The following is a 25,504-nucleotide window of genomic DNA, read 5'->3' on the forward strand; positions in this document are numbered from 1 at the left end:
CGGGTGAAAGTATGTTACATCATATCGGAAACCGATAAGGCAGTATTCTTCGAACAAACTGCGCTGCATTTAAAGCAACAGAACCTGGATGTGAGTTACATCCTGATTAATTCCACGGATGGAGCACTTCACCGGTTCCTCGTGGAAAACGGCTTTACCGTTTATACATTCGAAGCCGGGAGTTTACTGAAATCGCGCAAAACCATTCTTGCTTGCAAAAAGCTATTGAAAGAATTAGCGATTTCCCATGTGCATTGTCACCTGGCAAGTGCTAACTGGATCGGTTTATGGGCCGCAAAACTAGCAGGGATCCCAAATCGTATTTACACCCGTCATTCCGGAAAACCATTAAACCTCGGCTGGAAAGAACGCATTATCGACAAGGTTCAGAACCGGCTTGCGACCAAAATCGTGGCCATTTCCAAAAACATCGATGAATTATTGGCCGGTCAGGGAATATCTTCCGGAAAAAGAGTGTTGGTCCATCACGGGTTTGAACTGAACCGGTTTGCAAATCCGGATCCTGAGGAAGTGGGGCGATTGAACCGGCAAAACAATCCCGGTCATCAACAACCGGTTATCGGAGTCATTGCGCGCTGGATGGAATGGAAAGGAATTCACTATACCATTGACGCTTTCAGCGAACTGTTGAAGGAAAAACCGGATGCTTTGCTGTGTTTATTCGGCGCTTCTGAAAATGCCGATTATGCTTCCGGGATCCGGACAAAGCTCAGTCACCTTCCGGAACGGAATTACCGGGTTATTTCTTTTGAAAACAACGTCTTCGACCTCTATCAGTTATTCGATGTTTACGTTCACGTTCCGGTAAACCCGCAATGTGAGGCTTTCGGGCAAACATACGTGGAGGCTTTGGCTGCAGGAATTCCTTCTATATTTACACTTAGCGGTATCGCACGGGAATTCGTCGTTCACGAGGAACACGCGCTGGTTGTTCCCTTCCGCGATTCCCGGGCAATTTACGAAGCGATGATCCGTTTACTGGATGACGAAACCCTTTGCACGAAACTGAAAACGAACGGTGTGAAACGCGTAAACGAATTATTCAGCTTTGATGCGTATATTCGACAACTTCAAACAGTGTATAGTTCCTGATCCATGTTTCTCTCAATCATTATTCCGACATACAATCGCGCACATTTGATCGAACACACGCTGAAAAGTGTTTTGGACCAATCCTGCGATGATTTTGAGGTCATTATTATTGACGACGGAAGTTCGGATAATACGGAAGAAGTGGTCCGGCCTTATCTTTCTGAAAAAGTGCGTTACCTGCGTATTCCGAACAGCGAACGCGGAGCTGCCAGGAATCGGGGAACCGAACTGGCAAAAGGTGCATACCTGAACTGGTTTGACAGCGATGATGAAATGCGCTCCAATCATGTGGCACAGGTCAAAGAACTCTGCACGAAACACGGAAACCCGGAAGTGGTGAACCTCATGTACCAGATCAAAGATTCGGTCAGCGGGAAAATTACTCCGGTCCAGTCTTCCTACACAACAGGGCAAAAACAACGCAAGAATTTCCTGATCGAAGGAAATTACCTGGCTTGTAACCCGGTGATTGTCCGCAGAGACATCGCACTGGCAAATCCTTTCATTGAGGACCGCGCTTTAAGTGCCAGTGAAGATTATGAATTGTGGCTGCGTTTATTGGCTAAATACCCGTTTTACCAATCCACTGAAATCACCTCTTTTTTAATCCAGCACGATGAACGGAGCGTCAATACCATGACCAATCCCGACAAACTGGAAACGCGTTTTTTAACCTTCCTGAAATACATCGATGCCAATGAGGAACTGAAACAGTTTTTAGGAACGGATTACCCGTATTTTGTCATGAAAAACTACCTGATACTGGCTGTAGACCTGGCTTACAACGGTCACAAACAAAAAGGCTTCTTTTACCTGAAGAAAGCTTTCCGCGAACATAAAAGCGCTTTAAAGCAACGGGTATTTTGGGCAACTTTGAAACATTTGATCTTTTAACTTCCCTCAAACGTTCACCTGAAGAGGTCAAATATTCATCCGGCAGTTCCACTTATTTTTTTAGTCGCCAAAAAATGATTTTTCTTAAGCAGATGCTGTTAATTTTGTAGTATGCTTGATTCCCAATATCAACAATGCGTAAGATGCGTAATGGATACGAGTGATCCTGATATTGTATTCCACGAAGACGGCACCTGCAATCATTGCTCTGACTACCTGCTGAAAATTTACCCTTTATTTGAAGATCCGAAAAAAAACGAACGTTCCAGAAACCTGATCGACCAGATCAAATCCAAAGGAAAAGGCAAAAATTACGATTCGGTCATTGGCATCAGTGGCGGAGTTGACAGCTGTTATACAGTCTATTATGCTAAAATAAACGGTTTAAATCCCTTGCTGGTTCATCTGGACAATGGCTGGAACACCGAACTGGCTGTTCAGAACATCCAAATCGTTGCTGAAAAACTGGAACTGGATTTGGAAACCGTGGTCCTGGATTGGTCTGAATTCCGGGAAATCCAGCTGGCATTTTTAAGATCATCCATCGTAGACATTGAAATTCCAAGTGATCTGGCAATTCCGGCTGCCCTGCATCAAATTGCAGAAAAGCACGGCATTAAAACCATTCTTTCAGGGGGAAATTATTCTTCAGAAGGAATTCTGCCGCTCCAATGGGGATATCACGTCATGAAGGACATGAAACTCTACCGTTACATCGTCCGGAAATTCAGCAAGGTTCAACGGAAAAAAACACCCGGATTCGGACTTTGGAAGGAATTTTACTACAAAATGATCAAAGGAATCAAAGTCTATTATCCGCTAAACTTCATCCATTACAACAAAGATGAAGCGCGTCTCCTGCTTGAAAAAGAACTGGGTTGCAGGTTTCCCGACAGAAAACACCAGGAATCACGCTACACGGGTTTCTGGCAATCTTACATTATGCCCGTAAAATATGGCTTTGATTACCGCCGGGCGACTTTTTCCACCCAGATCTGCTCGAATCAGATTACCCGGGAAGAAGCCCTGGAGCGACTCAAAGCACTTCCCTACAATCCGGAAACGATTGCCCGGGAAAAACATTTCATTTGTAAGAAACTGCAAATCTCCACAGAAGAATTCGACACCATTCTCCAACAACGGCCTTTAACGTATAAAGATTTTCCAAATTCAAAAAAGCGAATTAACTTCGTCTACAGCGTTTATCGCTTCTTATTTCCAAAAAGATAGTTAATGACCCAGTCAAAAAAAAACATATTGATTACCGGAGGTGCAGGTTTTATCCCTTCATCCCTTGCTGACAGATTGCTTCAAAACCCGGATTATTTCGTGGTTTTGGTAGATAATTTCCTCACCGGAAAAAAAGAAAATATTCCGCAGCACCCGAATTGCAAGTTCATTCACGGGAATGTCAACAACTTCGACGACATCGCTCCTATTTTTAGTTTATACAACTTCGATTATGTTTTTCACTATGCTGCGGTAGTCGGTGTGAAAAGAACGCTGGAAAATCCCATCATGGTACTGGACGATATTTATGGGATCCGCAATATCCTGGATTTAAGCAAGCGAACCGGTGTAACACGCGTATTCTATGCATCTTCCTCGGAAGTGTACGGAGAACCTGTGCATTTGCCGCAGCACGAAACCATTACACCGCTCAATTCGCGATTGCCTTATGCCGTTGTGAAAAATGTGGGTGAATCCTATTTCCGCTCCTACCACCAGGAATATGGATTGGATTACACGATTTTCCGTTTTTTCAATACCTATGGTTCCAAGCAAAGTACCGATTTCGTCATGTCGCGCTTTATCCGCCTGGCCCTTGCAAACAAAGATATTCCTGTTTATGGCGACGGATCACAGACCCGGACTTTTTGTTTTATTGACGACAATCTGGATGCCTGTACCAAAGCAATGGAATCCGATTTGATCGTAAACGACGTGGCCAATATCGGGAACGGAGATATCGTAACCATCATGGAATTGGCACAGACCATCATTCGCCTGACGAACTCGCAATCCAAAATCATTCATTTACCGCCGCTGGAAGAAGGTGACATGACCCGCAGACAGCCGGATATTGCAAAAATGAACCAGCTTTTGGGACGGCCTTTCACAAGTCTGGAAAAAGGTATTCAGATAATTTTGAATAATCTGCGATAAACTGTAACTTGATCGAAGTTAATTAGTCCGCACATTTAACTGAAAACCTGAGAATGAAGAATGTCCTTTACTTGTCCTATGACGGTATGACTGACCCTTTGGGGCAAAGTCAGGTGTTACCCTATTTAATCGGATTGAGTAAAAAAGGATTTCGGTTTACCCTGATCAGTTTTGAAAAACCGGACCGGTATGAACCCGAAAAAGGCAAGATAGAAGTGCTTTGCATAGAGCACAACATTCTTTGGAAACCCCTTGTTTACACAAAAAACCCTCCGGTACTTTCCACCATTCTCGATATCCGCAAAATGCGTAAAACAGCTTTTGAGCTTCATTCGGAAAAACACTTCCAACTTGTCCATTGCAGGAGCTATATCAGTGCTTTAGTAGGGTTAAAACTGAAGCGCGAGAAAGGAGTGCGGATGCTTTTTGACATACGCGGATTTTGGGCGGATGAACGTGTAGAAGGAAAAATCTGGAACCTGGGCAACCCGCTTTTCAGGATTATTTATTCCTATTTCAAAAAGAAAGAGCGGACATACCTGGAAGAAAGTGATGCCATTGTAAGCCTGACTGAAGTCGGGAAACGGGAAATCGTGTCCTGGAAACTGAATACAGTCACTCCTGAGAAAATACAGGTTATTCCCTGCTGTGTAGATTTAAACCTGTTTGATCCGCAGAAGATTGATTCCGATTTGTTGCACCAGAAAAAATTGGAGTACCATCTGAAAGATAAATTTGTAGTCGGTTATGTGGGCTCCATAGGAACCTGGTACCAGCTGCGGGAAATGCTGCTTGCTTTCAAGCACATTACGCATTTGAAACGCAATGCCGTTTTCCTGTTCGTCACCAAAGAATCTCCGTCCATTATTCAAACGGAAGCCAAAGAATTGGGTATTGATCCGGAAGTAATCCGTGTTGTATCCGTTCAGCACCAAAAAGTTCCCTGTTTCATTGCGCTTTTTGATTGCTCGATCTTTTTTATCCGGCCAAGTTTTTCCAAGAAAGCTTCTTCTCCCACCAAACAGGGAGAAATTATGGCCATGGGTGTTCCGCTAATATGCAATGCCGGAGTGGGTGATACGGATGAGATCGTGCAGCGCTACAACGCCGGACTTGTTCTAAAAGATACCAGTGAAGCAAGTCTTTCTTATTTTTCGCTGGATTTCCCGGATTTCGATCGTGAAAAGGCTATCTCAGGTGCTAAAGAGTATTTCAGCCTGGAAAAAGGCGTAGCCGGATATTTCTCCCTTTATGACCGGTTTATCGGTTAATTTCCCAAAGTAAAGACATAAAAAAAGTCCCCCGGATTCCGGGAGACTTAATTCTTTTGGTGTTGGTCAAAAAATTATTTTTTCTTCCAAGTTCCTCCGATCAAAGCACATCCTGATTCAGCAGCAGTAGCTTCTGTTTTAGATAGTTTAGAGTACGTAATTGTAGTACCATCGCTATCAGTACAAGTGTAATCTTTTTTACAAGAAGCCAAAGCCGCAGCACCTAGAACTGCTACGCATCCGAAAACGAACAATTTTTTCATAAGTCAAAACTTTATTTAAATGTTTAAGTGCGACAAAACTAATGTATTTTTTTTTCCCTGCAAACAAAATGAAAGCTTTTTAAAATATTTCATGGTAAATTAATTCATTTAGTCTCAGAAAAAAGGCATTTTTGCTCCTGTGAAATTGAAAAAACTTCATATTATTGCTCCCTATCCGAAAGGTGAAGCGCCCTCACAGCGCTTTCGTTTCGAGCAATATCTTTCTTTTTTGGAAGATCATGATTTTGAGATTTACTATCATGCGTTTCACACCCCAAAAAGTTGGAAAAGACTTTACAAAAAAGGTCTTTTTATTCAAAAATTCCTGGATCTGAACTATAATTTTCTGCGTCGCTGGATGCTTTTATTCCGTTTGATCGGGGCAAAACATATTTTCATGCATCGGGAAATGGCCCATCTCGGACCTCCCGTTTTTGAATGGATTCTCGTAAAAATCATGCGCAGGAAATATATTTATGATTTCGACGACGCTATCTGGATTCCCAATTACAGTGCTGCGAATGCACGTTTTCAAAAACTCAAATGCTACTGGAAAGTTCCCTACCTCATCAAATGGGCATCCAAAGTCAGTGCGGGAAATGATTTCCTGGCAGCTTATGCGCTTCCGTTCAATTCGAATGTGGAAGTGATCCCCACAACTATTGATATCCAAAATCAGCACACACAATTGGCCGACCAGGAAAAGAAACCGCTGGCTCTTGGCTGGACGGGTACGCATTCAACCATGCATTACCTGGATTTTGTGGTTCCTATCCTGCGAAAACTGGAACAGGAATTTGATTTTCAATTCAAAGTGATTTCCAATAAAAAACCGAATTACGATCTGCATTCCCTGGTTTACCAGGATTGGAAGGAAGAAACGGAAATTGAGGACCTGGCAGAAATCCAGATCGGGATCATGCCGCTTGTTCTGGATGCATGGTCGGAGGGAAAATGCGGATTCAAAGCATTGCAATACATGGCACTAGGAATGGCCAGCATCGTTTCACCGGTTGGCGTAAACACCAAAATCATTCAGCATGGCAAGAACGGATTTATCGCAGAGACCACGGAAGAGTGGGAAAATGCACTGCGGAAATTACTGGAAAATGAAACGCTACGGAAAGAGTTGGGCAAACACGCTACACAAACGATAGAACAGCATTGGAGCGTTTCTGTGTGGAAAGAAAATTACCTCAAATTGATCAGCTGATCATTCGCTTAAATTCCGTAAGAACCTTCAAAGAGTCGTTGATGCCAACAAAAAAGGCGCCTTTCCATCAAACGAGGAATCAGGCACCTTCTTTGGTTTTGACTTGAATTCTTTCTTAAGAACCGCAACCAACGCATTCGATGTAGCTATCCATCGGACGTACACCTTCTACCTGCATTTTCAGATTGTGGATTTTGTCTTTGATATCCATATCTGTAAACATGTCACCCGTCAACTGTGCTTCAAGCACTGCGATTTCTTCTTGTAATTTCTGTGTGTTTTCCATTATTTGAAGGGTTTAAAATGAGACTTTAAAGATACGCCATTAGTAAATTCAATCCACACGAGGCTTTACGGATTTATGAAAAGAGTTGTTAACACTTAATAAAAAATCCCTGTAGGAGCGAAAAATCTTTTGCCCCTACAGGAATTTACATATCTTTAACTTGTTACCCAAAAGTTGAAGAAAAACTAAGAACTATACATGTGTGGAATAGCTGGATTTATTGACTTCTCCGGAATTTCTTCGGAACAGGACCTGGAAGGCATGACCCATGCTTTAGAGCATCGTGGCCCTGATGGATTCGGCACATTCATTCACGGAACTTCCGGGTACAAAATTGGTTTGGGGCATCGCAGGCTTTCTATCCTGGAACTTTCCGAACTGGGAAAACAACCTATGAACTGGAATGAGTTCACGATTGTTTTCAACGGGGAAATTTATAATTTTTCGGAAATCAAAAATGACCTGGAAAAACTGGGGCATTCCTTCCTGTCAGAGTCGGATACTGAAATGATCTTACATGCTTACGCAGAATGGCAGGAAAAATGCCTGGACCGTTTCATCGGGATGTTCTCTTTTGTTATTTACGACTCCAAAAAAGAAGAAGTCTTCATAGCAAGGGATCGCGCCGGAGTAAAGCCGCTGTTCATTTACCGTAAAAACGGATTATTTCTTTTTGCTTCCGAATTGAAAGCATTCCACAAACACTCCGGCTTCGAAAAAAAGATCAATCCACAGGCAGTTCAGGCGTATTTGCAGTACGGAAGTGTCCCTACTCCACACTGCATTTTTGAAGATTGCTTCAAACTCCAGCCGGGGCATTACATCCGGACTTCTTTAAAAAACTTTCAAATCAACCCGGTCCAGTATTGGAATGTATATGATTACTACAACAAACCCAAACTGGCTATTTCACCGGAAGAAGCAAAAAAAGAAACAGAACAGCTTTTAAAATCGGCCTGTGAGTACCGCATGGTTTCCGATGTTCCTGTGGGCGTATTTTTGAGCGGCGGATACGACAGTACCTGCGTAACGGCTTTGCTGCAAAAAGACCGCACGGAAGCTTTACGCACGTTCACCATTTCGGTTCCGGATATCGGTTTGAACGAAGCTCCTTACGCCAAGGAAATTGCAGCAAGATTGCAAACCAATCATACTGAAACCGAATGTACTGCACGGGAAGCTATTGACCTGATTGCAGAACTTCCCTATTTCTATGACGAACCGTTTGCAGATTCAAGTGCAATCCCCACCACATTGGTTTCTAAAGTTGCCAAACAGCATGTAACGGTAGCGCTTAGTGCAGATGGCGGAGACGAAGTTTTTGCGGGATACAACCGGTATGAAATGATTCTCAGATACGGCGAAAAACTGAATCGCATTCCGGGATTTGCCCGTAAAAGCATGGCCGGCGTGATGGATTTGGTAGCAGCAGATTCCATTCCGGTTCTCAAGAACAAATACAATTTCGCGCAGCGGTACGAGAAGACCAAATCGATCCTGCGAAACACCAGCGATCAGAACATCATGCTCAGCGTGAGCCAATTATTCACCGAAGAACAGATCAATCAAATCTGTACGCAATCTTTTGAAAAACTCACGACTTACTTCGACAGCAAAGAACTGAAAAATTACAGTTCACTGGCTTTCGCCCAGGCAATGGATTACCAGACGTATTTATTGGACGATATCCTTCAAAAAGTAGATCGTGCTTCCATGTCGGTAAGTTTGGAAAGCCGCGAACCTTTATTGGATCATCGTTTGATTGAATACGTTGCTCAATTACCGGACAATTTGAAAATCCGGGAAGGTTCCAAAAAATGGCTGCTGAAAGAAATTGTACACCAATACATTCCGGAACCGGTCATGGACAGGCCCAAGATGGGATTTGCCATTCCGATCGAATCGTGGTTGAAACAAGAATTACGCGATTTGCTGGAAACCTATTTATGCGAAGAAAAGATCAACGAAACCGGGTTCTTTAACTGGAAAGAGATCGAGTTGTTAAAACAGCGGTTCCTGGCCGGCAGAAAAGAATTCGGTGTAAAGATATGGTACCTGCTTTCTTACCTGATGTGGTTTGAAAAATGGGGAAAATAGAAAAAAGTTCAAAAGGTTCAACGGTTCAAATTTGAACTTTTTCAACCTTTAAACATTTGAACAAAATAAAAACAGGGTTATGGAGAGTATGAAGAACGAAAAAGTAGAAACGAGTATGCAATTTGATGTTCCCGCTCGCGATCTGTGGGATGCCATCACCAATCCTTCACATTTCAAAAAATGGTATTTTCACATACCCCACTTTACCACAACAGTCGGCGGAACTTTTGATTTTTATGAATCGGAGGCCCGCAAATATTTGCATCATTGTAAAGTCCTGGAACTGGAACCGGGCAGGAAGTTTGTTCATTCCTGGGAACACCCGGAGCAATCCGAAGGATCTTCGGTGGTAACCTGGTTGGTTGAACCGGTTGACGATCATCATTCCCGCCTGACATTGACACACGAAGGAATAGAATCCTTTGGCGATGCCGGCGAAAACTTTACTCCTGAGAAGTACCAGCAAGGATGGGATGCGATCATTAAACGATCACTGCGGAATTACTTGTACCTGATTGAAAAACTGCATTTTTCGATCAATATCAATGCTCCGAGAGAAAAAGTCTGGAAAACCATGTGGGACAAGGATAATTACAAACTCTGGACCTCTCCGTTTTGCGAAGGTTCCTACTACGAGGGAGATTTGGCCCAAGATGCACGTATTCATTTCTTATCTCCGGAGGGAAATGGAACATATAGCGATGTGATGTTTTTCAAGGAACATTCGCTGATTGTATTCAGACATGTGGGGAATTTGAAGAATTGCCAGGAGCAGGAAATCGATGATGAAAGTCGTCACTGGACCGGTTGTTTCGAGGTTTATCGCCTGGTCGAAATCAATGCAAATACCACGGAACTGGAAGTAGAAGTCGATGTCACGGACAAGCATATTGAATCCATGAAGAAGAAATTTCCGCTTGGACTGGAGAAACTGAAAGAATTAAGTGAAAAACATTAAATGAACGAATATGGCAACTGTAAATGCGTATCTGACTTATAACGGGAATTGCGAAGAGGCATTCCATTTTTACAAATCGGTTTTTGGAGGAGATTTCTCCTACATCGGAAGATTCAAGGACATGCCCCAGGATGATGCTAACAAGATGGACCCTGAAATGGGTGAAAAGATCATGCATGTTTCTTTACCGATCAGTAAGGAAACCATTCTGATGGGAAGTGATACCGGTGGCGAATGGGCCTCCAGTTTCAGACAGGGAAATAACTTTTCCATTTCCATCACTGCTTCCAGCAAAGAAGAAGCAGACCGTTTGTTCCAGGGACTTTCCGCAGGAGGAAACGTAACCATGCCGATGGACACTACTTTCTGGGGGGATTATTTCGGAATGTGGCAGGACAAATTCGGGATCAACTGGATGATGAGTTTTAATGAAGATCAGCAATAATCAGTATACAAATCAGGAGTAGGGATATAATTAGTTATGTCCCTGCCAATTAAACAGATCATGTCAGCTAAAACGGAAATAGTCAACAACGAAGTTCTGCAGCAACTGGAATACCGGGAAGGCAATGAACTGGCAACGCTCACCTACAAATTCTATAAGAAAGACATTGCTTTCATGCACACGAATGTTCCGGACTCTCTTGCAGGAAAAGGAATCGCCGGTGCACTTGCAGCTGCGGCCTTTGAGTATGCAAAAAAGATCAATAAACAAGTGATGGTGTACTGTCCGTTTGTTGCTGCCTATTTAAAAAGACATCCGGAACTCAGGGATCAATTGGATAAACAGTATTTAGGATAGGCGCATTGATCTTCATGAGTAGCTGAATAAAATCAGTTGGGTTTGTGGGCAAACAAGTTGATCTCGTTTTTTAACTTTTAAGAATATGCAAGACCTGCTTGAAAATCTTTCCATTTCTGAAAAGATCAAATCCAAAACAATATTAATCGCTGAAGGTGACCAGGCAAAAGAATTGTTTTACATTCAAAAAGGATGTATCCGTGCATGGTTCAATGATTCGGGAAAAGAAACCACCTTACAATTTTTCTTTGAGGGAGATACTGTAACCGCATTTGAAAGCTTTATGGGAGATAAAGCCAGTGTGATTTACATAGAAACGATAGAAAATTGCGAAATTCAACGGATTTCCAAATCAGATTTCCAAAAATTAGTGCAAACGAATGAACGCTTTAAAGATTGGTTCTATCAGACAGCTATTAGCAAATTGACCGTTCATTCAAACCGGCTGCTTTCTCTGTTAAAAAACAAACCTTATGAGCGCTACCAGGAGCTTCTTACGCAGAACCCAGAAATAATTGCGCGTATTCCCCAACATTATATTGCATCGTATTTAGGGATAACGCCTGTTTCTTTGAGCAGAATACGGAATAGAAAAAGCTGAATTTATTTACAATTGTTATCGTTTTAAGCAGTCGGAATAGCGGAACTTTGTAAAAATTAAAAACCATTTTTATGAAACATGCTATTTTCTTATTGTTTGCGGGAACCGGATCGTTATTTTTTGGAATCCTTTTATTTTTTGCCCCTCAAATCGGAGCCGCCTCCTTTGGAATGGATGCGACTATTCCCAATGAATCACTTTTACGCGGAATGGGTGGTTTGATAATTGGTACCGGAATCTTCAATATCCTTTTTAGAAAAGTATATGACCCCAAAATACTAAGATCCGTTTTTCTGGTCAACATTTTTACCCATCTCTTCGGATTATTCGCAGATTATTGGGGATTGTTTGACGGAGCATTAACATTTACAGGAATCCTTCCTGTTCAGATTACTCATTTATTCATTGGTGGCGGTTCTCTTATTTACCTATTAAAAAATGAGCCGCTGAGCAAAATAATTTGAGCCTGTGGGCAAAATTACTTACCTTGAACTCCCTCATCTTTGCAATATCAAATGAAGGTATTATGAAAAAAGTAATTTTAATCACAGGAGCTTCTTCAGGTATGGGGAAAGTATTTGCTCAGGATCTTGCACAAGAAGGACACATCGTTTATGGCGCAGCCAGAAGAACAAACTTATTGAACGATTTGAATAAAAAAGGCGTTCAAACCATCGAATTGGATGTAACCGATGACGAATCGATGAAATCCTGTGTACAAACCATCCTCGCTAAAGAAGGCCGCATCGACGTATTGATAAACAATGCGGGATACGGTTCTTACGGAACCATTGAAGATGTTTCGATGGAAGAAGCAAAAAGACAGTTTGATGTAAACGTTTTCGGCCTGGCGCGAATGACCCAACTCGTACTTCCGGGGATGCGCAAACAAAAAAGCGGGAAAATTATCAATATTTCTTCCATCGGAGGTAAAATAGCCACACCTTTCGGGGCCTGGTACCACGCCAGCAAATTCGCCGTGGAAGGAATGAGTGACAGTTTGCGCACAGAAGTCAAGCCTTTCGGAATCGATGTTATTGTAATTGAACCGGGAGGTGTCAAATCGGAATGGGGCGATATCGCTTATCAAAATCTCTTAAAAACCACTTCCGGAAGTGCTTATGGTGAAATGGCCGGAAAATTCAAACAAGCCTTTGAGAAAGCAATGCCAAAAAATGCCGAGCCGGAGGTGATTTCCCGTTTGGTCTCAAAAGCCATTGCCGCCAAAACTCCGAAAACCCGTTATGTTGGCGGATATATGGCCAAACCCGCTTTGTTTTTCCGCAAATGGGTCGGTGACAGAATGATGGACCGCATTTTACTTTCCCAGTTGCCAAAATAATTCCAAACAGTATTCCATGGCTGATATCCTTCAACAAAACATGTTATTCTCGTGTGTGCACGAACAACATTTCGGCTCAGAACAATTGGTTTCTCATCATGCCCTGGGAATGGTCATTTCCGGGGTAATGGAAATTTTCACTCCGGAAGAAACGATCTTTCTGGAAGCAGGCACGATCGGGATTATGAGAAAAAACACCCTTCTAAAGACTAAAAAACATCCATCACCGGATGGAAAGCCCTTCAAATCGTTTTCGCTTTTTCTGACAGAAGCCGATCTCAAGACATTTGCATTGAAAAACGGTATTCCCCTCCAGGAACGTTTCACAGGAAATCCGCTTTATGAAATTCCCGGTGACGGATTTTTCCAGGGATTTTTTCAGTCGGTCATTCCCTATTTTGACAAACCGGATTACTTCACCCCGAAAATTGCCGACTTAAAAACAAATGAGGTCATAGAGCTTCTGCTCCAGTTGGACAGTGCCTACTTTCTCCCCTATCTGTTCGATTTCAGTGAACCTTTTAAAATCGACCTGGAAGCATTCATGCAAAAGAATTATTTGTTTAATATCCCGATTTCAGAGTTTGCCCGCTTATCCGGAAGAAGCATTTCTACTTTCAAACGAGACTTTTCCAGAATATTCGATGACACTCCGGAAAAATGGCTCAAACAGCAACGGCTTTCAGAAGCTAAAAAATTGCTTCAAACTACCCGGCTAAGGCCTTCTGATGTTTATCTTCACGTGGGATTTGAAAATTTTTCTCATTTCTCGCACGCTTTTAAGAATCAGTTCGGATACAACGCTTCCAGTGTTGTCAGTTTATAGAAAAAACTCGAATTTACCGGGATATAGCGCCTATCCGATACTATTTCTTTGAAAAAAACGTACATTACATAAAATTTCATGCATGAAACTACTTTTCGCTTCGTCCAATGAACACAAGATCGCCGAGATCAAAGCGATTTTACCACATGGTTTCCAGTTGATTTCCCTGAAAGAGATCCAATTTTATGATGAGATCCCCGAAACAGCCGATACCATTGAGGGAAATGCCATTCAAAAGGCAACTTTTTTGGCCGAGAAGATGCACATTCCCTGTTTTGCAGATGATACCGGACTGATAATCCCCGGACTGAACGGTGAACCGGGCGTTTTTTCTGCACGTTACGCCGGCCCGCAACGAAATTCAGAGGATAATATGAACCTGGTATTGGAGAAATTAAACGGACAATCCGACAGAAACGCTCATTTCTCTACGGTGATTGCCTTGTACATCAATCACAAAGTTCATGTATTCGAAGGAAAAATCGATGGTTCGATCGGAACAGAAAAACGCGGAACAAATGGTTTCGGGTATGATCCGATTTTTACTCCGCACGGAACGGATAAGACTTTTGCAGAAATGAGTCCGGATGAAAAGAACGGCATGAGCCATCGTGCGAGGGCTCTGGAAAAGATGATGGTGTACCTGAAACGAATCGGGTAATTATTCCAATTATCAATCGTTTCGAATTCAGGAATTCATGAATTTACTTGTTTATAAATTTGTGAACAGATTTTAGCATAAAACAATGATTACCAATAAGATTGAAGTTTTTGAGATGTGGATTTTCGGAAATTTGGAAAGATGAAAATTCACTCCGCCTGATCATCGTATTTTCTCTTCCCATAAACTTTTGAAATTAACCCCCTTATTTATTGATATTCCAATCCTCAACCATTAAATTTGCCACCATCCGTTAAGAATTGATCTTACCGGTAAATAATCAATTACTAAGATTCAAATTATGGCAGATTCAAATTCAACAATTCTGTATACACTTACTGATGAGGCCCCGGCATTAGCAACGTATTCTTTTTTACCAATCGTTAAAGCATTTGCTGCAACCGCAGGAATTGACGTAGAATCGAGAGACATTTCACTGGCAGGACGTATTCTGGCAGCTTTCCCTGAGGTTCTGACAGCAGAGCAGCGTGTTCCGGATTCCTTGTCCGAATTGGGTAAACTGGCTACTACACCGGAAGCAAACATTATCAAGCTTCCGAATATTTCGGCTTCCATTCCTCAGTTAAAAGATGCAATTGCTGAATTACAATCGTTAGGTTTCAAAGTTCCTGATTTCAATGAAAACCCGGTAACCGAAGAAGAAAAAACTGCCAAAGCAAAATACGACAAGATCAAAGGAAGTGCTGTAAACCCGGTACTTCGTGAAGGAAATTCAGATCGCCGTGCTCCGAAAGCCGTGAAAAACTATGCGAAAAAACACCCGCACTCCATGGGCGCATGGACAGCAGATTCACAGACTAAGGTTGCGAGCATGCCGAACGGAGATTTTTACGGAAGCGAGAAATCAGCCGTACTTCCTGCTGCGACGGATGTAAAAATCGAGTTGGTACAAAACGACGGAACGGTAAAGGTTCTGAAGGAAAAAACAGCACTGAAAGCAGGCGAGATCATCGATGCTTCCGTGATGAGCCAAAAAGCACTTCGTTCTTACATTGCAACGGAAATCGAAGAAGCAAAAGCAAAGAATTTATTGCTTTCCGTTCACTTAAAAGCGACCATGATGAAAGTTTCAGACCCGATCATTTTCGGGAACGTGGTTTCTGTTTATTTCAAAGATGTATTTGAAAAACATGCAGCAGAATTTGCGCAATTGGGAATCAATCCGAACAATGGTTTGGGAGATTTGTACGCAAAGATCGAAGCGCTTCCTGCTGATAAAAAAGCGGCTATCGAAGCAGATATCAATGCTGTTTACGCCAAAAACCCGGCACTTGCAATGGTGAACTCCGAAAAAGGAATTACCAACCTGCATGTACCGAGTGATGTGATCGTTGATGCATCTGTTCCGGCAGCTATCCGTACTTCCGGGAAAATGTGGAATAAAGAAGGAAAATTACAGGATACCCTGATGATCATTCCGGACAGATCATATGCAGGAATTTACCAGACGGTGATCGATTTCTGTAAAAAGAACGGAGCACTTGATCCGACAACCATGGGATCCGTTCCGAACGTTGGTTTGATGGCACAGGCTGCTGAAGAATATGGTTCTCACGACAAGACATTCCAGATTCCGGCTGAAGGAAAAGTACGTGTAGTGGATGGAGATGGAAAAGTTTTACTGGAGCATCCGGTAGAAGAAGGCGATATCTGGAGAATGTGCCAGACAAAGGACGCTCCTATCCGCGACTGGGTAAAACTGGCGGTAACAAGAGCCCGTTTGAGCAATACACCGGCAGTTTTCTGGCTGGATAAAAACCGTGCACACGATGCGGAATTGATTACGAAAGTAGAATTGTATTTAAAAGACCACGATACTTCCGGATTGGACATTCGCATTCTTTCTCCGAGCGAAGCAACACTTTTCTCTTTGGAGCGCATCGTAAAAGGGTTGGATACGATTTCCGTTACAGGAAATGTTTTGCGTGATTACAACACGGACCTTTTCCCTATTCTGGAGGTCGGTACTTCTGCAAAAATGCTTTCCATTGTTCCGTTGATGAACGGCGGAGGATTGTTTGAAACAGGTGCGGGAGGTTCTGCCCCTAAACACGTGGAGCAATTCCTGGAAGAAGGTTACCTGCGTTGGGATTCCCTGGGAGAATTCCTGGCATTGGCGGTTTCTTTCGAGCATATGTTCAACACAACCGGGAATAAAAAAGCAAAAGTATTGGCTGAAACCCTGGATGCTGCTACCGAAAAATTCCTGGAGAATGATAAATCTCCTGCAAGAAAAGTAGGAGAAATTGATAACCGCGGAAGCCACTTCTTCCTGACATTGTACTGGGCACAGGCATTGGCCGCTCAGGATAATGATGCCGAACTGAAAGCGAAATTTACACCGGTCGCTGAGGCTTTAACAAAAAATGAAGACAAGATCAACAGCGAATTGATCGGAGCTCAGGGAAGCAAAGTAAACATCGGAGGATATTACAAACCAACGGCTGAATTGGTTACAAAAGCAATGAGACCAAGCGAGACATTGAATCACATCATCGATTCGATTTAATCGCAATCAAAAATACAGGGAAAGGTATTTGTCGAAAGGCAGATACCTTTTTTAGTTTGCTACGAAATCCGGGAAGCTACTTCAGATCAGTTCAACTTACAGCTGACCTCTCCGGCACTCAGTTTCTCACAAGCCTGTTCTGCCTGTTTTTTCGCAGAGGTCATTTCAATATGATATCCATCCGAGCATTCGCATACTCTTGTTTTCGCACAAGACAGTACTACCAGGGAAGAAAGCGCAAATAAGATCAATCGGATGTTCATCGTAAAGTATTTTACCCGAAGATAAGAAAAAAGGAAATTCAATAAATCTGTATTTTATAAATACCTTTGTTCTTTACAACGAATTCGGGTCTTTTTAATGCGCTTTACACCATTTATTACAGGTCACTTTTTGAGAATGCTTAGCTTTCTTGTTAGTTCATCCGTCATAGTTTCCTGCTCTGCCATCAAACCTGAAAAACCGGTTGCATCGGTAGCTGAAACTCCGCCGCCCGTTGCGAATACGATTAACAGTATCGTAGTTCCGGTAGAAATTAACTTGAGTACTTATTTAAAAGACGCCGACAAATCGGTTCCTGCAATTACTTCCGGATCGGATAAGCCTTGCAGCGGCATTCGGTATGATTACGAGTTCCAAAAGGATTCCTTCAATATTTCAACGGTCAACAACCGCATCCAGTCAGAATTGTACGGCTCTTACTGGATCAAAATGGAATATTGTGCGGCCTGTTCGGATTTGTTGGCTGCAAAACCGGTTTGTCTTACTCCGCTTATCCCTTTTTCATGTGGGATAGACGAAACAAAACCTTCTTTGAGAATCCGCCTTGCTACCGAATTGAATATCCACGAAGATTACGGTTTAAGTACCAAAACGACCATCCATGAACTGAAAGCGCTAAATCCATGTGAAGTGACCCTTTTCCGGTTTGATGCAACGGATGAAGTGATTAAAGAGGTACGAAAAACGGTGGAAAAACAATGTATCGCAACCGACAAGGAACTGGGAAAAATTTCCTTCAAAAAAGATGCGGAAGATTTGTGGCAAAGCATGAACCAGTCGGTCAAAATTCCCTATCTCGGGTACATTCATTTTGAGCCTACTGCGCTTTCACTGGTAAAACCCCGGTTGGAACAGAACAAATTGTATACAACCCTGGTGTTGAATTGCCGGACCTATCTGAACCAGGATCCGGCTAAAAGTCCTGCTACAGCACTTCCGAAATTAAACAGCATTCCCACTGCGCCCAAAGACACTTTCGACCTTTTCACAGATTTCGAATTAAATTACGATTCCCTTTCCAAACTCTTCACCGAACAGGTAAAAGGGCAAACCATCGATTTCAATAAAAACCACTTTGTATTTGATGGTGTGGATGTCAGCGGACTGGACAAGAACAGGTTGATGCTTGGTATCCATTTCAGCGGAACAAAAAAGGGAATTCTATACCTGGAGGGTGTGCCTGTATTTGACAATACTACCAAAATACTGGAACTGAGTGACCTCGAATACGATCTCAAGACTAAAAGTGTGCTGCTGAAAAGTGCTAAATGGCTGTTTTCAAACCGGATATCCTCGGAACTGGAAAAAGCAACCAGGCTGAACATGAACTCGCAGTTCAATGACCTCAAAAAAATGATCGATAAAAACCTTCAGCAGAAAACCGGTGATATCGTCTTGTCAGGAAAAACCCACGATGTGAGCGTTGTTCATATTTTCCCAACGCTCGAACATTTGTACCTGAGAACCTGTCTGAAGGCGCAACTGAATGTTAAACAATAACTAAAAAATACATTTAAGACGCTCATTCATCCCATTCAGACAGTCAAAAAAATGCTGTTTTTTCAAAATTCAGGAAAAAACTATCTTTGTAGCCAATGAAATACACTCTCCTAATAGTTTTTTCGTTTATTCTTGCGCAAGTGTTCGGACAACAGGTTCTCGAAAGCTCAGATGCTATTTCTGACTGTACGGGAGCAACTACGATACTGAAAACGGGAGAGTACCGCATGCAGTTTTCCGGGAAAGGAGGAAAAGTGAATGATTTTCAGGCCTACAGTTCATTGAGTAATATCGAGGAAAAAAACACCCTGTTTTGTTCGTTTAAAGCTTCCTACAATGGCCGCTTTACCCTAAGCGCAAAATGTCCTTTGCCAGTTCAGATGGTGGTTTTTGAAGGCGAAACCAAATACCCCTGCGAAGAAATTGCAAAAGGATCTGCGGAAATCAGGAGAATTATTTCAAAACCATCCCTGGAACTCGGATTGAACCTGGTGGTTTCTGAAAGTACCTTATACCCTATTGATCTGACGGCTGGAAAAGAAATCATTATCTGTTTTATCGCTCCGCCAAAAACCAAAGAGCACCTGGAAGTCAACTTCCTGTTCGAACCCATGACCGGCGAGATGCAGGAAACAGCTGAAGGCGGAAAATTACTGGATCTCAGAACAGATAAAAAAGAATCCGGATTAAATATACTCGTTCGCGACTACGAAACCGGAAAGCCGGTTATTGCAAACATTTCTATTAGCGGGATCAAGGATATTACGGCCGCTTACCAGGGATCCGATTTTCGTTTCTCGATTGAAAAATCCGGGAAAGTTCAGCTAAAAGTAGATGCAGAAGGCTATTTCTTTGTGGACCGGGAAGAACCGGTGTCGGCCAATACGGAAACCGAAATTGTAGTATGGATAGAACCGCTCGGAGAAGGAAAAAGCATGCAAATCGATGAGATTGAATTTTTCCCCGGCTCCTCTGAATTCCTGCAAGGCGCAGAACCTAAGTTAAGACGACTTCGCGATTTCCTGGCATTGAATGCAGGCATTAAGGTAGAAATCCAGGGACATGTCCATTCAAACGGAGAGAACACTTTTGAAGCACAAAAGCTTTCTGAAGCCCGTGCAAAACGCGTTTATCATTACCTGGTCGAAAACGGGATAGACAAAAACCGCCTTATATCCGTCGGATACGGAAATACCATGCCGATTTTCCCGAATGCCAAATTCGCTTCGGAAGAACAGAGCAATAGAAGGGTGGAGATTAAAGTATTGTAAATTGAAAATGTAGAATTGAAAATTGAAAAGATTATAACAGAATCAAAACCTTTTCAATTTTCCATTTTCAATTCTCCATTATTTCAAACCTTTTAACAGCTCTTCATCCACCAACTCAGGGATTGTTACCTTCAGCTTCGGTTCTGCTTCCATAGCGCGTTTAATGGCGAAAATAGCTCCTTCGTTGCGCGCCCAGTTTCTTCTGGCAATTCCGTTATTCACATCCCAATGAAGCATGGACTTCAATCTTCTTTCGGCATCGGATGATCCGTCAAGCAACATTCCGAAACCTCCGTTGATCACTTCTCCCCAACCTACTCCGCCTCCGTTGTGAATGGAAACCCACGTCGCTCCGCGGAAAGAATCACCGATGACATTGTGGATGGCCATATCTGCGGTGAATCTGGATCCGTCGTAAATATTGGAAGTTTCGCGGTACGGAGAATCTGTTCCCGATACATCGTGGTGATCTCTTCCTAATACCACCGGCCCGATAATTCCTTTGGATATAGCTTCATTGAATGCCGCAGCAATTTTCATTCGCCCTTCTGCATCTGCATATAAAATACGCGCCTGCGAACCAACTACCAGTTTGTTCTCCTGTGCACCTTTGATCCACTGAATATTATCCGCCATCTGCTGCTGAATCTCTTCCGGGCTTTGTTGTTTCATTTCCTCCAGAACAGCACAAGCAATTGCATCTGTTTTTTCCAGATCAGCAGGATCACCTGAAGTACATACCCAGCGGAACGGCCCGAAACCGTAATCGAAACACATCGGCCCCATAATATCCTGCACATAAGACGGATATTTGAAATCAATTCCGTTTGCCGCCATGACATCTGCACCGGCTCTGGAAGCTTCCAGCAGGAAGGCATTCCCATAATCAAAGAAATAAGTTCCTTTTGCCGTATGTGCGTTAATTGCATTGGCATGGCGAACCAATGTTTCCTGTACTTTTTGTTTGAATACCTCCGGATTTTCGGCCATCAATCGATTGGATTCCTCGAAGGTAATTCCAACCGGGTAGTAACCACCCGCCCATGGATTATGCAGGGAAGTCTGATCAGAACCCAAATCAATGTGCAAATGCTCACGGTCGAATTTCTCCCAAACATCTACCACATTCCCTAAGTAAGCGATCGAAACAACCTCTTTATTTGCCTGAGCCTCACGAACGCGTTTTACCAGCGCATCCAGATCTTCGATCACTTCGTGGATCCAACCCTGTTCATGACGAATACGTGTAATCTTCGGGTTTACCTCTGCACAAACCGTCACACAACCGGCAATGGTTCCTGCTTTCGGCTGCGCACCGCTCATTCCTCCCAAACCGGAAGTCACGAACAGAGATCCCGCAGGACTTTTCTTAATTTTGCGAAAACCATTTAAAACCGTAATGGTAGTACCGTGAACAATTCCCTGCGGACCGATGTACATGTAAGATCCGGCTGTCATTTGTCCGTATTGTGTCACTCCAAGCGCGTTGAATTTTTCCCAATCATCCGGTTTCGAATAATTCGGGATCATCATACCATTTGTTACCACTACACGCGGCGCGTCTTTATGCGAAGGGAATAGTCCCAGCGGATGCCCGGAATACATGACCAACGTTTGGTCGTCTTCCATTTCAGAAAGGTATTTCATCGTCAAACGGTACTGGATCCAGTTCTGGAAAACCGCTCCGTTCCCACCGTAAGTAATCAACTCGTGCGGATGCTGGGCAACGGCATAATCCAGGTTATTCTGGATCATCAGCATAATTGCTTTCGCCTGCAGGGATTTTCCCGGGTATTCACTAATCGGACGGGCATACATTTTATAATCCGGTCTGAAGCGATACATGTAAATTCTTCCGTGTTTCTCCAACTCATCGGAAAACTCCTGCGCCAGTTCGGCATGCTGATCTTTCGGGAAATAACGCAAGGCATTTTTCAATGCCAGGATCTTTTCTTCCGGAGTAAGAATCTCCTTACGCTTGGGCGCGTGATTGATCGCTGTTTCGTATGCTTTCTTTGCTGGCAGAACCGCAGGAATTCCTGTTGTCAGATCGTTTTGAAATTCGTTCAAATTCATAGTCTATCGCTTATGGTGCGAAATTACGAATTCGATTGACTGATTCAACCAAAAAGTGGGAATTTCCAATGATATGGGAGAAGAATTATCTCTTCTGCAGACCAAATGATGAAAGGCTCTAATCGGTTTTACATAAAACAATAAGGGGCTGTTCGTCATTGAACAACCCCTTATCATTCGGATCAATTGTTTGTATTATTTAATCAAGTTGATCAATCCGTTCCAGGTATATTTTTTATCGGAAATAACTTCCCTGGTTCGAATCAGCCAGGTATAAGTTCCCTGAGGAACCGGCTGACCGTTATAAGTTCCATCCCATGCTGCATTCACGTCGTGTGATTCCCAGATAACTTCTCCCCATCGGTTGAAGATCTGAAGTTCGAAATCAAATTCGTCTACTCCTTCGATATGAACTCTCCAGGTTTGGTTGAACTCATCTCCATCCGGAGTAAAGGTGTTCGGAGCATAAAGGATTACTTCCGGAAGAATTACCACCGGTTTTGTTACCGTATCTGCACAACCCAGGTAAGATTTCGCAATCAGGGTTACATAATAAGTTCCTGTTTGCCCGTCCGGGTAAAGCACCGATTGATCTTCGTTCGTGGAATTGTTCGGTGTTGCACCCGGGAAGCTCCATTCATATGAATCAGCATATAAGGAATACTGCGAGAACAATACCTGCGTATTGAACATCGTGATCGGGTCCGGGCTCCATTTGAAATCTGCGACCGGAGTCTGCATAACAACCAGCGTATCTGTAAACGTTGTTGAATCGATACATCCATCCGGAGAAGTCACAATTAACTGAACATCATAGGTACCATGCATCATTTCTGAAGTACTCAGGGAATCAACATCCATGAATTCATCACCGTTACTGATTCTCCATATGGTACTTTGTGACAATGACGGATCCGTGGCATTTCTTACCACAAAAACAGCAGGTTCGCACAAAGGATTCATGTCAATGGAGATTTGCGGAACAGGTACCGGATATGCATTGATAATACCGGAAATAGTTACCGGTGTTGTTTCACAAACATCATTGATAGTAACACTGTAAGTCGTAGTCGTCATCGGAGAATCTTTCAGGGTACTTTGTGTTCCCACATCCACCTGACCGGTTGACCACGTCATGGTATACGGTGCACCGATACCTCCTGAAGCAAATACCGTTAAAGAATCTTCGTATCCCGGACAAGTAAATGCATCTGTTGTCATGGTTGCACTCAACACAGGATTCATTGTTACATAAATGGAATCCTTATTAGACCAGCAACCAAGGTTACTTTCAGCCTGAACCGGATAGTAAGTATCTGTAAGAGGACTTACCTGGGTGGTCTCTGTCAAAGCCGGACTGTGGTCCCAATGGTAAGAATAAGTTGCTGCTCCGGTTCCTCCTGTAGCCAAAGCCCAAAGAGAAGCCGTACCGTTTTGACAAATAATCGTATCGTTTGAAACAGACATGGTAATCAAAGGCGGATTTGTCAAAGTTGCTGTAGCACATTTCTGACAACCCAGTGTATTTTTCGCACAAACCGTATAAGTTCCTGCCGCAAAACCTCCAAGTGTATTGGATGTCTGCCAGGTTGCTCCGTTGTTGAAGCTATACTGGCTTGCTCCTGCACTTGTAATCGTAATGGTACCGTCACTTGAACCATTACAAACCGGGTTTGTAACAGTTGTGCTCAGTTGCAGCTGTGAAACCGTAACTACAACTGTATCTCTCATGATACCACAAACAGGACTCGTCTCTCTCAGAACAAACTTGTATGTTCCCGGTTGGTTCACTGTTACAGTTGGGTTCATGGAACTGAAGTTCGGTGAGAAAGATGCTGTTGCAGCCGGTGTCATACCCGGAGGTACGATTGCCTGCCAGTTTGCAGTATTCGTAGAACTACCAACAGTTCCACTCAATTGGAAGGGCTGGCCCAGACAAACTGTTTGATCGGGACCGGCATTCGGTGCCGGCGGGTTTACTACTGTAATTGTAAATATAGCAGTATCACGAGTTGGAGGATTTGTTCCTGCGTCCTCAACAGCAACCGTATAAGTTGTTGTAACCGTTGGAGTCACTGTTGTTGTTCCCGCATTCGGATTCGCTACTCCTGTTGTTGTTAACCAGGTGAAAACCGGGTTGATAAATCCAGGCGCAGCAACTGTTACGTTTGCGGTATTTCCCAGACAAATTGTTTGATCCGGAGCGGACGCACTACATGCAACCTGTGCTGTACCGAAGAAGCTTAAGTTTACTGTTTGGCTGGTTGAACTGTAGTTCGACAAACACAAAATGAATGTTTGTCCTGCAGTAACCGTTAATGGCGGTTGGTAACTCGTATTGGAAGCTCCCGGAGGATAATTCGCAGGAGTTGACATACCGGTATTCCCGTTACACATCCCGTTCCAGTTACAAGCAACCGGAGGTAACGTATTTCCATTGATTCCCGTACAACCGTCCATAGTACTATTTTGCATATCCGGCCACATGATCCAGTCGAAACAACCGGAATTGGATGGCGTTCCGTTCGGGTTCAAACCGATCAAAGACCACTGTAATGTTCCGGATGTTACCACATTAATGGTGATAAATGTAGAACTCGTTTCACCGGACAATAAACATCCGGAGTTTACTCCCTGTGGGTTAGAACTTGGGTTCGACACTGTTCCCGTACCAAAGTCAACTACGTTTGTAGAAGGGTTTGGAGGGGCAATTCCAAATGGCGGAGCGTTACACCCCGGAATTGCTTCGTTACAATCGTTTGGCTGTGCAATTGCAGTAATACCAGCAAAAAAACAGATAATTAGTAGAATATTTTTCATAACCGGTATTTTTTAATCCTGACAATTAGTGAACGGAAAAGGATTTACAGGATCAACTCCGTGCAATCCGATTTGAAGACAGCTGTATGACGTAGCATACGTTCCCATCCAGGACGAAAACTCAGTCGCCGTAAATGAAGAAAGATCTTTTGTTGTTAAGAATAAACGGCTGGTTGGAATATCAACACGAACTACCTTCACATAAGGTATGGTACGTAATTGATTTTCCAAAGTTGTCAATTCATTTTGATTCCCCACATTCACCAAACACTGTGCAAAAAAAGAAGGGGTATTAGCCTGAGAAGCAGAGGATTGAGCACTTACCCAAAAAGTCCCCATTGCGAAAACTAAACCTATTATTAAATTCTTCATAATTAGTACTTTGATTTCTAAACGGTCTAAAAATAATTTGGTTGCTTTCAATTCATAAAAAGACACCGCTTTTAAACATTTTGTTAAAAATTAATTCATTATTTGGAAATCATCCTGTTTTTTCACTTTGTGAATTGATTTTTCAATGAGGTTGAATTTC

The 25,504-nt window shown here is 42.9% G+C and carries 24 protein-coding genes; 18 read left to right on the forward strand and 6 right to left on the reverse strand.

Annotated features, from left to right (window positions below):
- The first annotated feature begins 3 nt into the window (after window positions 1-3).
- The 5 genes from ABDW02_RS17620 to ABDW02_RS17640 all read left to right on the forward strand — a co-directional run bounded on the left by ABDW02_RS17620 (window position 4) and on the right by ABDW02_RS17640 (window position 5,444).
- Complete coding sequence (locus ABDW02_RS17620; RefSeq protein ID WP_343636912.1) at window positions 4-1,113, forward strand: glycosyltransferase family 4 protein; 1,110 nt, start codon at window positions 4-6, stop codon at window positions 1,111-1,113.
- Between the two features lie 3 nt (window positions 1,114-1,116).
- Window positions 1,117-2,007 carry a glycosyltransferase gene (locus ABDW02_RS17625; RefSeq protein WP_343636914.1) on the forward strand — a complete coding sequence of 297 codons (891 nt, stop codon included), beginning with the start codon at window positions 1,117-1,119 and terminating at the stop codon, window positions 2,005-2,007.
- 111 nt (window positions 2,008-2,118) lie between these two features.
- Entirely contained in the window at window positions 2,119-3,237 is a 1,119-nt protein-coding gene (locus tag ABDW02_RS17630) for an N-acetyl sugar amidotransferase (RefSeq protein ID WP_343636916.1), read from the forward strand.
- Between the two features lie 3 nt (window positions 3,238-3,240).
- Window positions 3,241-4,173 carry an NAD-dependent epimerase/dehydratase family protein gene (locus ABDW02_RS17635; RefSeq protein WP_343636918.1) on the forward strand — a complete coding sequence of 311 codons (933 nt, stop codon included), beginning with the start codon at window positions 3,241-3,243 and terminating at the stop codon, window positions 4,171-4,173.
- 53 nt (window positions 4,174-4,226) lie between these two features.
- Window positions 4,227-5,444 (forward strand): glycosyltransferase, encoded by a 1,218-nt coding sequence (locus tag ABDW02_RS17640; RefSeq protein WP_343636920.1) that lies wholly within the window; start codon window positions 4,227-4,229, stop codon window positions 5,442-5,444.
- Between the two features lie 74 nt (window positions 5,445-5,518).
- On the opposite strand, the gene ABDW02_RS17645 is transcribed toward ABDW02_RS17640, so the two are convergent.
- A complete protein-coding gene (locus ABDW02_RS17645) occupies window positions 5,519-5,707 on the reverse strand; it encodes a hypothetical protein (RefSeq protein ID WP_343636922.1) in 189 nt (62 codons plus the stop codon).
- A gap of 139 nt (window positions 5,708-5,846) precedes the next feature.
- Here ABDW02_RS17645 and ABDW02_RS17650 point away from each other — a divergent pair, with 139 nt between their 5' ends.
- Window positions 5,847-6,920 (forward strand): glycosyltransferase family 4 protein, encoded by a 1,074-nt coding sequence (locus ABDW02_RS17650; RefSeq protein WP_343636923.1) that lies wholly within the window; start codon window positions 5,847-5,849, stop codon window positions 6,918-6,920.
- Window positions 6,921-7,035: 115 nt separating this feature from the next.
- Here the strand turns inward: ABDW02_RS17650 and ABDW02_RS17655 are convergent, their stop codons facing one another.
- A complete protein-coding gene (locus ABDW02_RS17655) occupies window positions 7,036-7,206 on the reverse strand; it encodes a hypothetical protein (RefSeq protein ID WP_343636924.1) in 171 nt (56 codons plus the stop codon).
- Between the two features lie 198 nt (window positions 7,207-7,404).
- On the opposite strand from ABDW02_RS17655, the gene asnB reads away from it, so the two are divergent.
- The 10 genes from asnB (at window position 7,405) to ABDW02_RS17705 (ending at window position 17,023) form a co-directional block, all read left to right on the forward strand.
- Window positions 7,405-9,303, forward strand: coding sequence for an asparagine synthase (glutamine-hydrolyzing) (gene asnB / locus ABDW02_RS17660; RefSeq protein WP_343636925.1), 1,899 nt, complete (start codon window positions 7,405-7,407; stop codon window positions 9,301-9,303).
- A 79-nt stretch (window positions 9,304-9,382) separates the two neighbouring features.
- Entirely contained in the window at window positions 9,383-10,261 is an 879-nt protein-coding gene (locus ABDW02_RS17665) for an SRPBCC family protein (protein ID WP_343636926.1), read from the forward strand.
- A 10-nt stretch (window positions 10,262-10,271) separates the two neighbouring features.
- Window positions 10,272-10,706 carry a VOC family protein gene (locus ABDW02_RS17670; RefSeq protein WP_343636928.1) on the forward strand — a complete coding sequence of 145 codons (435 nt, stop codon included), beginning with the start codon at window positions 10,272-10,274 and terminating at the stop codon, window positions 10,704-10,706.
- 60 nt (window positions 10,707-10,766) lie between these two features.
- Window positions 10,767-11,063, forward strand: a complete 297-nt coding sequence (locus ABDW02_RS17675; protein ID WP_343636930.1) for an N-acetyltransferase — start codon at window positions 10,767-10,769, stop codon at window positions 11,061-11,063.
- Between the two features lie 85 nt (window positions 11,064-11,148).
- Window positions 11,149-11,664, forward strand: a complete 516-nt coding sequence (locus ABDW02_RS17680; RefSeq protein ID WP_343636933.1) for a Crp/Fnr family transcriptional regulator — start codon at window positions 11,149-11,151, stop codon at window positions 11,662-11,664.
- A gap of 71 nt (window positions 11,665-11,735) precedes the next feature.
- Window positions 11,736-12,128 carry a hypothetical protein gene (locus ABDW02_RS17685; protein ID WP_343636935.1) on the forward strand — a complete coding sequence of 131 codons (393 nt, stop codon included), beginning with the start codon at window positions 11,736-11,738 and terminating at the stop codon, window positions 12,126-12,128.
- A 62-nt stretch (window positions 12,129-12,190) separates the two neighbouring features.
- Entirely contained in the window at window positions 12,191-13,006 is an 816-nt protein-coding gene (locus ABDW02_RS17690) for an oxidoreductase (protein ID WP_343636937.1), read from the forward strand.
- A gap of 16 nt (window positions 13,007-13,022) precedes the next feature.
- Entirely contained in the window at window positions 13,023-13,832 is an 810-nt protein-coding gene (locus ABDW02_RS17695) for an AraC family transcriptional regulator (RefSeq protein WP_343636939.1), read from the forward strand.
- Between the two features lie 82 nt (window positions 13,833-13,914).
- Window positions 13,915-14,493 carry an RdgB/HAM1 family non-canonical purine NTP pyrophosphatase gene (rdgB, locus tag ABDW02_RS17700; RefSeq protein WP_343636941.1) on the forward strand — a complete coding sequence of 193 codons (579 nt, stop codon included), beginning with the start codon at window positions 13,915-13,917 and terminating at the stop codon, window positions 14,491-14,493.
- A 301-nt stretch (window positions 14,494-14,794) separates the two neighbouring features.
- Window positions 14,795-17,023, forward strand: coding sequence for an NADP-dependent isocitrate dehydrogenase (locus ABDW02_RS17705; RefSeq protein WP_343636943.1), 2,229 nt, complete (start codon window positions 14,795-14,797; stop codon window positions 17,021-17,023).
- 86 nt (window positions 17,024-17,109) lie between these two features.
- Here the strand turns inward: ABDW02_RS17705 and ABDW02_RS17710 are convergent, their stop codons facing one another.
- The gene (locus ABDW02_RS17710) at window positions 17,110-17,286 is read right to left on the reverse strand and encodes a hypothetical protein (protein WP_343636945.1); all 177 of its coding nucleotides are present in this window, start codon (window positions 17,284-17,286) and stop codon (window positions 17,110-17,112) included.
- A gap of 136 nt (window positions 17,287-17,422) precedes the next feature.
- On the opposite strand from ABDW02_RS17710, the gene ABDW02_RS17715 reads away from it, so the two are divergent.
- A complete protein-coding gene (locus ABDW02_RS17715) occupies window positions 17,423-18,805 on the forward strand; it encodes a DUF4403 family protein (RefSeq protein ID WP_343636947.1) in 1,383 nt (460 codons plus the stop codon).
- Between the two features lie 95 nt (window positions 18,806-18,900).
- On the forward strand, window positions 18,901-20,076 hold the full coding sequence (locus ABDW02_RS17720) for an OmpA family protein (RefSeq protein ID WP_343636949.1): 1,176 nt from the start codon (window positions 18,901-18,903) through the stop codon (window positions 20,074-20,076).
- Between the two features lie 78 nt (window positions 20,077-20,154).
- Here ABDW02_RS17720 and ABDW02_RS17725 read toward each other — a convergent pair whose 3' ends face one another.
- From ABDW02_RS17725 to ABDW02_RS17735, 3 genes are all read right to left on the reverse strand, one after another.
- On the reverse strand, window positions 20,155-22,152 hold the full coding sequence (locus ABDW02_RS17725) for a urocanate hydratase (protein WP_343636951.1): 1,998 nt from the start codon (window positions 22,150-22,152) through the stop codon (window positions 20,155-20,157).
- A gap of 195 nt (window positions 22,153-22,347) precedes the next feature.
- Window positions 22,348-24,972: a gliding motility-associated C-terminal domain-containing protein gene (locus ABDW02_RS17730; RefSeq protein ID WP_343636953.1), complete on the reverse strand. Its 2,625-nt coding sequence runs from the start codon at window positions 24,970-24,972 to the stop codon at window positions 22,348-22,350.
- A 12-nt stretch (window positions 24,973-24,984) separates the two neighbouring features.
- A complete protein-coding gene (locus tag ABDW02_RS17735; protein WP_343636955.1) occupies window positions 24,985-25,344 on the reverse strand; it encodes a hypothetical protein in 360 nt (119 codons plus the stop codon).
- Window positions 25,345-25,504: the final 160 nt, after the last annotated feature.

Origin of the sequence: Fluviicola sp., assembly GCF_039596395.1 — a bacterium.
In the GTDB taxonomy this organism is placed as follows: Bacteria; Bacteroidota; Bacteroidia; order Flavobacteriales_D; family Crocinitomicaceae; genus Fluviicola.

Coding starts and splice junctions, on each gene's coding strand:
- ABDW02_RS17625 (WP_343636914.1), top strand. CDS start 1,117: ATGTTTCTCTCAATCATTATTCCGACATACAATCGCGCACATTTGATC.
- ABDW02_RS17630 (WP_343636916.1), top strand. CDS start 2,119: ATGCTTGATTCCCAATATCAACAATGCGTAAGATGCGTAATGGATACG.
- ABDW02_RS17635 (WP_343636918.1), top strand. CDS start 3,241: ATGACCCAGTCAAAAAAAAACATATTGATTACCGGAGGTGCAGGTTTT.
- ABDW02_RS17640 (WP_343636920.1), top strand. CDS start 4,227: ATGAAGAATGTCCTTTACTTGTCCTATGACGGTATGACTGACCCTTTG.
- ABDW02_RS17645 (WP_343636922.1), bottom strand. CDS start 5,707: ATGAAAAAATTGTTCGTTTTCGGATGCGTAGCAGTTCTAGGTGCTGCG.
- ABDW02_RS17655 (WP_343636924.1), bottom strand. CDS start 7,206: ATGGAAAACACACAGAAATTACAAGAAGAAATCGCAGTGCTTGAAGCA.
- asnB (WP_343636925.1), top strand. CDS start 7,405: ATGTGTGGAATAGCTGGATTTATTGACTTCTCCGGAATTTCTTCGGAA.
- ABDW02_RS17665 (WP_343636926.1), top strand. CDS start 9,383: ATGGAGAGTATGAAGAACGAAAAAGTAGAAACGAGTATGCAATTTGAT.
- ABDW02_RS17670 (WP_343636928.1), top strand. CDS start 10,272: ATGGCAACTGTAAATGCGTATCTGACTTATAACGGGAATTGCGAAGAG.
- ABDW02_RS17675 (WP_343636930.1), top strand. CDS start 10,767: ATGTCAGCTAAAACGGAAATAGTCAACAACGAAGTTCTGCAGCAACTG.
- ABDW02_RS17680 (WP_343636933.1), top strand. CDS start 11,149: ATGCAAGACCTGCTTGAAAATCTTTCCATTTCTGAAAAGATCAAATCC.
- ABDW02_RS17685 (WP_343636935.1), top strand. CDS start 11,736: ATGAAACATGCTATTTTCTTATTGTTTGCGGGAACCGGATCGTTATTT.
- ABDW02_RS17690 (WP_343636937.1), top strand. CDS start 12,191: ATGAAAAAAGTAATTTTAATCACAGGAGCTTCTTCAGGTATGGGGAAA.
- ABDW02_RS17695 (WP_343636939.1), top strand. CDS start 13,023: ATGGCTGATATCCTTCAACAAAACATGTTATTCTCGTGTGTGCACGAA.
- rdgB (WP_343636941.1), top strand. CDS start 13,915: ATGAAACTACTTTTCGCTTCGTCCAATGAACACAAGATCGCCGAGATC.
- ABDW02_RS17705 (WP_343636943.1), top strand. CDS start 14,795: ATGGCAGATTCAAATTCAACAATTCTGTATACACTTACTGATGAGGCC.
- ABDW02_RS17710 (WP_343636945.1), bottom strand. CDS start 17,286: ATGAACATCCGATTGATCTTATTTGCGCTTTCTTCCCTGGTAGTACTG.
- ABDW02_RS17715 (WP_343636947.1), top strand. CDS start 17,423: ATGCTTAGCTTTCTTGTTAGTTCATCCGTCATAGTTTCCTGCTCTGCC.
- ABDW02_RS17720 (WP_343636949.1), top strand. CDS start 18,901: ATGAAATACACTCTCCTAATAGTTTTTTCGTTTATTCTTGCGCAAGTG.
- ABDW02_RS17725 (WP_343636951.1), bottom strand. CDS start 22,152: ATGAATTTGAACGAATTTCAAAACGATCTGACAACAGGAATTCCTGCG.
- ABDW02_RS17730 (WP_343636953.1), bottom strand. CDS start 24,972: ATGAAAAATATTCTACTAATTATCTGTTTTTTTGCTGGTATTACTGCA.
- ABDW02_RS17735 (WP_343636955.1), bottom strand. CDS start 25,344: ATGAAGAATTTAATAATAGGTTTAGTTTTCGCAATGGGGACTTTTTGG.